Here is a 6,517-nt window from a genome sequence, read left to right as displayed (position 1 = left end):
GCGCGGCGCGGTGCTGTCGCGCTGGCAGGCCACGCCGCACGCGGGCCCCGCGCTGGCGCGGCTGGCGGTGCGCACCAGCATGCGCAACCAGTGGCCCTGCGTGGTGCAGCGGCTGGAAGACCTGGGCCAGATCGTGCGCGTACACCTGGCGCTGGCGAATGGTGCGGCAGGGGCGGTGCTGGCCGCGCGCATCACGCGCGAGAGCGCGGAGCTGCTGGGCCTGGCGCCCGGCTTGCCGGTGCAGGCCCTGTGCAAGGCGACGGCGGTGCGGGTGGAGCGTGCGGCGGCAGCGGCCCAGCCCGGCCTGTGCGTGCTGCCCGGCAAGGCGGTGCGCGTGGTGCGCGGCGCATCGGGCGACGAGGTGGCGGCCGCGCTGGACGGCGGCTTGCAGGCCGTGGGCTTTGCCGCGCCGGGCAGCGGCCTGCGCGCGGGCAGCCGGGTGGCGCTGGCGGTGGAAGACAACGCCGTGGTGCTGGCGCTGGCCGATCTTTGAATACTATTTATTTGATAGCTGCAAGCGCTTGTCAGATAAGCGCTGGAGGCATATTTCACCCCAAAACCACAGGCCCGCCCTTGGCGATGCCGCGCTGGTACGCGGGCCGCGCCTGCATGCGCTGCCGGTAGGCCACCAGGTGCGGGCAGGCGCCTGCCTTGTTCGTGCGCGAGAGCGCGGCCTCGACCGCGAAGCTCATCTGAAAGTCCGCCATGGTCAGGTGATCGCCCGCGAACCAGGCGTTCCGGGCCAGGTGCTGTTCCATGAAGTCCAGCGCGGTGTCCAGGTTCGGGTCGATCACCTTGGCCTGCACCTTGCCGCACAGCGCCCGCGCGATAGGCTTGGCGAAGAAGGGCATGGGCTGCGTGGGAATGGTCATGAACACCAGCTTCATCACCAGCCAGTTCATCAGCGAGCCCTCGGCGTAGTGCATCCAGAAGCGGCACTGGCGGTGCGCGGGCGTGCCGCGCGCGGGCTGCAGATGGGCCAGCTCGCCGCTGGCCTGGGCGCCGTAGGTTTCCACCAGGTATTCGATGATGGCGCCCGACTCGGCAATCACCTCGTCGCCGTCGGTGATGACGGGCGACTTGCCCAGCGGGTGGATCTTCTTCAGCTCTGGCGGCGCCAGCTTGGTGGCCTTGTCGCGCTGGTAAATCTTGAGCTGGTAGGGCACGCCCAGCTCTTCCAGCAGCCACAGGATGCGCTGCGAGCGCGAGGTTTCGAGGTGGTGAACGGTGATCATGCGCGCGATCCTATAAAACAAAAGGCCCTCTTGCGAGGGCCTGGTGCAAAACGTGCCGGGAGGGCTCAGCCGCCCTTGTGCGAGCGCTTGCCGGGGTTCTTCTTGCTGCGCGTGGCCACGCCGCGCTCCAGGCTCACGCGCTGGCCGCGGCCGCCGGTGCGCAGCGTGTAGCCGGGCAGGGGCTGGGGTTGCGGGGTGCGCTTGCGGTCTGCTTCGGTAACGATCTTGTTGCCCATGGTAGGTCTCTGAGAAGAAAAAAGGGGTGGAAAACCCCGTATTAGGCCACAGCCCGGCCCAAGGCAGCGGTGCGCGACACGCGGGGACTTGCGCGGTGTTGCCCTAAACTGGCCGGATTCGCCGTTTGCCGACCGAAAGCCCCCTTATGGACGCGCTCCTCTTCGCCCCCGTGGCCGTCGCCATCGCCCTCACGCCGGGCCCCAACAATTTCTGCAGCCTCAACAACGGCATCCGCTCCGGCATCGGCGCGGCGCTGGTCGGCACGCTGGGGCGGGTGACGGCGTTTGCCATCTTCCTGACCGTCTCCGCCGTGGGCCTGGGCGCGATGCTGCTCGCGTCCGAGGCCGCCTTCACCGCCGTGAAGTGGGTGGGCGCCTGCTACCTGTTCTGGCTGGGCTGGCGCGCCTGGCACAGCCGGGAGTTCAGCGGCATGGCGCTGACCGAAGACGGCGAGCTGCCCGCCAGCAACGCCGCGCCCGTGCGGCTGAAGGCGCTGATCGCGCAGGAGTTTCTGCTGGGCATCACCAACCCCAAGGCCATCATCCTGTTCGCCGCCATCTTCCCGCAGTTCATCGACCCCGGCCAGCCTGCGGCGCGCCAGTTCGTGGTGCTGGGCGCCGTCTATCTGGGCGCGGAGTTCGTCTCCACCGCCGTCTATGCCAGCTGCGGGCGGCAGATTCGCCGCTTCATCCGCACCCCGCGCGGCGTGGTGCGGCTCAACAGGGCCACGGGCGGGTTCTTCATGGGCGCGGGCGGGCTGCTGCTGGCCGCGAACCGCTGAGGCGCATCCTTCGACAGTGCCCCACAAAAGAAAACCGCCGGAGGGCGGTTTTCTTTTGTGGGGCCAGGATGAATCAGCTCTGGAGTTCCAGGCGGGTTTCCATCCTCTCGACGCGCTCGGACATTCGGTCAAAGCTCACTTGCTGCTGCGCAATGCTGGTCGAAAGATGGCCGATGTGCTGCAACGTCGTTCCCTGGCTTGCCTCGACAAGGGCCAGGCGATGCTTCACCTCACGCATGTCTGCGGCGATCTGGTCGATAGAGCCGCGCATGGCCCGCAGGTGCTCAATGACGAGGTTGTTGACGTTCTCCATGCGCGCAGTTTACTCCTGCGTCCCGACATTCCTACATCGCCTTGAACAAATGCGCGTACAGGCGGCTTACCGGCAGTTTTTCAGTCCGGCCCGCCAGCGTCAGGTGCAGCTTGCCCGCCTCGTCGCGGGTCACGGTGGCGATGCTGGCCGCGCGCACCAGCACGCTGCGGTGGATTTGCCAGAACACCTGCGCATCGAGCTGCGCGGCCAGGTCCTTGAGCGGAGTGCGGATGAGGTATTCGCGCGCGGCGGTCACCACGCGCACGTACTTGTCTGCCGCCTCGAAGTACAGCACGTCCGCCACCGGCACCATGTGGATCTGGTTGCTGCCGCTGCCATGGCCGCTGGCCTGGATGAGCGTCAGCGGCGCGGCAGCGGGCGGCGCGGCCAGCAGGTGGCGCAGTTGCGCCATGGTTGCTTCCATATGGATAGCTGCTGGTGCTTGACTGGCAAGCGCCAGACGCAGTTTTTGCACTGTTTTTTGCAAGCGCGCCGCCTGCACGGGTTTGAGCAGGTAGTCCACCGCCTGGGCCTCGAAAGCCTGCACGGCGTACTGGTCGTAGGCCGTGACGAACACCAGCGCCGGGAAGGGCGCGCCCTCGGGCCAGGCGTCGGCCAGCTCGGCGGCGGCGTCCAGGCCGCTCTGGCCGGGCATGCGGATGTCGAAGAACAGCACCTCGGGCCGCAGCGCCAGCGCCTCGCGCACGGCGCTTGCGCCGTCGCCCACGGTGGCGGCTATCTGCAGCTCGGGCCAGGCGTGGGCCAGCGCGTGTTGCAGGGCAGCGGCGAGCAGGGGCTCGTCCTCGGCGATCAGGGCGCGGGGCATGGGGGCGATTCTTCCAGAGGAAAAACGATGCTGGCGCTTGTCCCGCCTGCGCTGCCAGCTCCTATTTCGAGAGCGGCAGCGCTGCCGTAGCGGTTGGCGAGCCGCTCGCGCACCTGGGCCAGGCCGAAGCCGTGGCCCGTGCGCGGCGGCTTGTTGCCGTCATAGTCCGCGCCGGTGTCGGCCACCGTCAGGCGGATGCGGCCATCGGGCAGTTGCTGTGCGGATACGTCGATGCGGCCCCCGGCCAGGTGCGGCTCCAGGCCGTGGCGGATGGCGTTCTCCACCAGCGGCTGCAGCAGCAGCGGCGGCACGGGCGCATCGGCCAGATCGGGCGGCAGGTCGAGCGTGTAGGCCAGGCGCGGGCCCATGCGCAGGGCCATCAGCTCCAGGTAGTCGGCCAGGCGGGCGAACTCGGCGGAGAGCGGGTGCAGTGGGGTGCGCGACGCCGACAGCGTGGCGCGCAGAAAGTCCACCATGCGGTCCAGCATGGCCTCGGCGCGGGGCGGGTCCACGGCGATCAGGGCGCGCAGCGCGGCCAGGGTGTTGAACAGCATGTGCGGCTCCAGCTGGCTTTGCAGCAGCATCAGCCGGGCCTCGGTCGTGTCGCGCTCGGCGGCGGCGCGGCTGGCTTCCAGCACGGCAGCGCGGCCCCGCATGTGGAAGTAGAAGCTGGCGACGCTGCCCGCCGTGATGGTGATGACGAGGCCGATCTGGTCGTCGCGCGTGGATCGGATGCTGCCGGTGCCCGTCAGCCACGCCCCCAGCGGGTCGCCCAGCAGAAAGCCCGCGCCAATGCCGATGGCGGCCAGCACCAGGCCGCGCCAGCCCTTGGGCCAGCCGGGGCCGCTGCCTTCGCTGGCCGGGTGGCAGTGCCGCGCCGGGACGAGCAGGCGCCCGAACTCGATCACGCCCCAGATCACCAGCCCGATGCACAGCGCATGCGCCAGCTGCATCCAGTAGCTGTTGCGCGGCCAGATGGTGGTGGTGAGCACGGCGACCACGCCGCAGAAGGCCACCACCTGCAGCAGGTGGCGGGCGGTGCCGAGCCAGTGGATGCGGGGGGCGGTTTGCTTCATAAAAGATAGCTGCTCGTGCTTATCCATCAAGCGCTGGAGGCCAATTTAACCATGAAACGCCATCAGGCAATCCGCAGCGCGGGGCGTTGGGCCAGCCGCCACAGGCGCAGGGCGCGGGCCACGAACAGGCCGTTGAACACGCCGTAGAGCACGGCGATCTGCAGGGCGAACGTGCCGTCGCGTGCCAGCGCGGGCTGCATCGCCAGCTCCACGCCCACGCCGTATTTGACGAGGAAGATGCCCACGATCAGCGCCAGCGGCACGGCGCTGCCCGGCAGGTGAAAGCGCCGCGCGGCGGCGTCGTAGCGCGCCCTGGCGGGCGCCTGGGGCCGCAGCCACAGCGCCAGCGCGGTGGTGGCGGCGGCGGTCAGCAGCCACGCGCCCATGGCCGCACCGGCGTGGGCCGAGCTGGAGAATGCCGACGCCAGGCCGTAGGCGGAAAAGGCCGTCATCGCCACCGGCATCAGCAGCACGCGGCGCAGCCCGGCCGTGCGGTCGAACCACTGGCTGGCGCCCAGCCACAGCAGCGCGGCCAGCAGGCCCCAGACCCAGGTGGGGGTTTGCTGGACGATCTGGACGATGGCCTGGGGCTGGTGGACGAGGAGGTGGAGCAGCATGGCGAGGGCCTTTCTTCAATGCGATGGGCGGACTGTGCCGACGGCCCGCCCGCGCCGCCACCGCCGTGCGACGGAATGCAGCCAGCAGGGCGCGGGATGCCGCCCCGAAGGCGCGGGCTGCCGCGCTTTACTTTTCTTCGCACAGGCGCCAAACCGGCTACCCGCCCCAGCCTCTACGATGCGGGTGGACGGCGCACAATGCGCCGCAGGCCAGCCAGCAGAACCCCGCCATGAATCCAAAAGAAGAAGCCCCCGCACCCAGCCCCCGCACCCGTCGCCGCCGCTGGCTGGGCAGTCTTGCCGCCCTGGCGTTCGTGGCCCTGCTGGGGGGCTTGGCCTGGTACCTGCTGCACCGGGCCGACGGCGAGCCGGGCGGCGGCATGCCCGGCGGCGCGCGCCCCACGGTGACCGTGGGCGAGGCCGTGGCGCGCAAGGCCGAGCTGCCCGTGGTCATCGACGCGCTGGGCACGGTGATACCGGCCACCACCGTCACGCTGCGGCCCCAGGTGTCGGGCCAGCTCGTGCAGGTGCTGTTCACCGAGGGGCAGATGGTCAAGAAGGGCCAGTGGCTCGCGCAGATCGACCCCCGGCCCTACGAGCAGGCGCTGATGCAGGCCCAGGGCACGCGCCAGCGCGACGAGGCGCAGCTGGAGAACGCCCGCCTGACCCTGGCGCGCTACCAGACCCTGCTGTCGCAGGACTCCATCGCCCGCCAGGACGTGGACACGCAGGCGGCGCTGGTCAGGCAGCTCGAAGGCACGGTGGTCACCGACAAGGCCCAGGAGGGCGCGGCGCGGCTGAACCTGGAGTACACGCGCATCACCGCGCCCGCCACGGGGCGCATCGGCCTGCGGGTGGTGGACGTGGGCAACTACGTGGCCTCGGGCGACACCGCCGGGCTGGCGGTCATCACCCAGGTGGCGCCCATCGACGTGCAGTTCACCGTGCCGCAGGACCGCGTGGCCGACGTGCTGGCGGCGCAGGCGCAGTCTCCCCAGCTTGCCGTGACGGCGCTCGACCGCGCGCGCAAGGCCACGCTGGACACGGGGCGCTTTTCCACGCTGGACAACCTGGTGGACACCGCCACCGGCACCGTGAAGGCCAAGGCCCGCTTCGACAACGCGGCGGGGGCGCTGTTCCCCAACCAGTTCGTGAACGTGCAGCTGCTGCTGCGCAACGTGCCAGCCGTGGTGGTGCCCGTCACCGCCGTGCGCACGGGGGCCAATGGCGACTACGTCTATGTGATCAACGACGACAGCACCGTCACGCTGCGCCGCGTGGTGCGCGGCCAGGCCACCACGGCGGTGATGGCGATCAGCGAGGGCCTGAAGGAAGGCGAGCGCGTGGTGACCGAAGGCGGCGACCGCCTGCAGGACGGCATGGCCGTGCAGCGGCCCGGCGCGGCGCCCAGCCCGCGCGCGGGCGCGTCGGC

The 6,517-nt window shown here is 70.2% G+C and carries 9 protein-coding genes; 3 read left to right on the top strand and 6 right to left on the bottom strand.

Annotation, left to right across the window (positions count from 1 at the left end):
- Nucleotides 1–493, top strand: a 493-nt coding sequence (locus QM569_RS14240) for a TOBE domain-containing protein (protein ID WP_414987891.1), incomplete at its 5' end; no start/stop codon positions are given.
- 55 nt (nt 494–548) lie between these two features.
- On the opposite strand, the gene QM569_RS14235 is transcribed toward QM569_RS14240, so the two are convergent.
- Together QM569_RS14235 and QM569_RS14230 are read right to left on the bottom strand one after the other, a co-directional pair.
- A complete protein-coding gene (locus QM569_RS14235) occupies nt 549–1,235 on the bottom strand; it encodes a glutathione S-transferase family protein (protein ID WP_414987890.1) in 687 nt (228 codons plus the stop codon).
- Nucleotides 1,236–1,300: 65 nt separating this feature from the next.
- Entirely contained in the window at nt 1,301–1,471 is a 171-nt protein-coding gene (locus QM569_RS14230) for a hypothetical protein (protein ID WP_414987889.1), read from the bottom strand.
- 146 nt (nt 1,472–1,617) lie between these two features.
- Here QM569_RS14230 and QM569_RS14225 point away from each other — a divergent pair, with 146 nt between their 5' ends.
- Entirely contained in the window at nt 1,618–2,253 is a 636-nt protein-coding gene (locus QM569_RS14225; RefSeq protein WP_414987888.1) for a LysE family translocator, read from the top strand.
- Between the two features lie 73 nt (nt 2,254–2,326).
- Here the strand turns inward: QM569_RS14225 and QM569_RS14220 are convergent, their stop codons facing one another.
- From QM569_RS14220 to QM569_RS14205, 4 genes are all read right to left on the bottom strand, one after another.
- On the bottom strand, nt 2,327–2,566 hold the full coding sequence (locus QM569_RS14220; RefSeq protein WP_414987887.1) for a hypothetical protein: 240 nt from the start codon (nt 2,564–2,566) through the stop codon (nt 2,327–2,329).
- Between the two features lie 31 nt (nt 2,567–2,597).
- Entirely contained in the window at nt 2,598–3,392 is a 795-nt protein-coding gene (locus QM569_RS14215) for a LytR/AlgR family response regulator transcription factor (protein ID WP_414987886.1), read from the bottom strand.
- Complete coding sequence (locus QM569_RS14210; protein ID WP_414987885.1) at nt 3,377–4,468, bottom strand: sensor histidine kinase; 1,092 nt, start codon at nt 4,466–4,468, stop codon at nt 3,377–3,379. The genes QM569_RS14215 and QM569_RS14210 overlap by 16 nt, the downstream gene beginning before the upstream one ends.
- Nucleotides 4,469–4,530: 62 nt before the next feature.
- Nucleotides 4,531–5,085 (bottom strand): DUF6622 family protein, encoded by a 555-nt coding sequence (locus QM569_RS14205; protein ID WP_414987884.1) that lies wholly within the window; start codon nt 5,083–5,085, stop codon nt 4,531–4,533.
- A 230-nt stretch (nt 5,086–5,315) separates the two neighbouring features.
- Here QM569_RS14205 and QM569_RS14200 point away from each other — a divergent pair.
- Nucleotides 5,316–6,517: efflux RND transporter periplasmic adaptor subunit (locus tag QM569_RS14200; RefSeq protein WP_414987883.1), on the top strand; the 1,202-nt coding region annotated here is incomplete at its 3' end.

Origin of the sequence: Acidovorax sp. (assembly GCF_047607405.1) — a bacterium.
Lineage (GTDB): Bacteria > Pseudomonadota > Gammaproteobacteria > Burkholderiales > Burkholderiaceae_C > Acidovorax.
The sequence above is the reverse complement of the archived record's forward strand: the minus strand, read 5'-3'. Positions and strand labels throughout refer to the sequence as shown.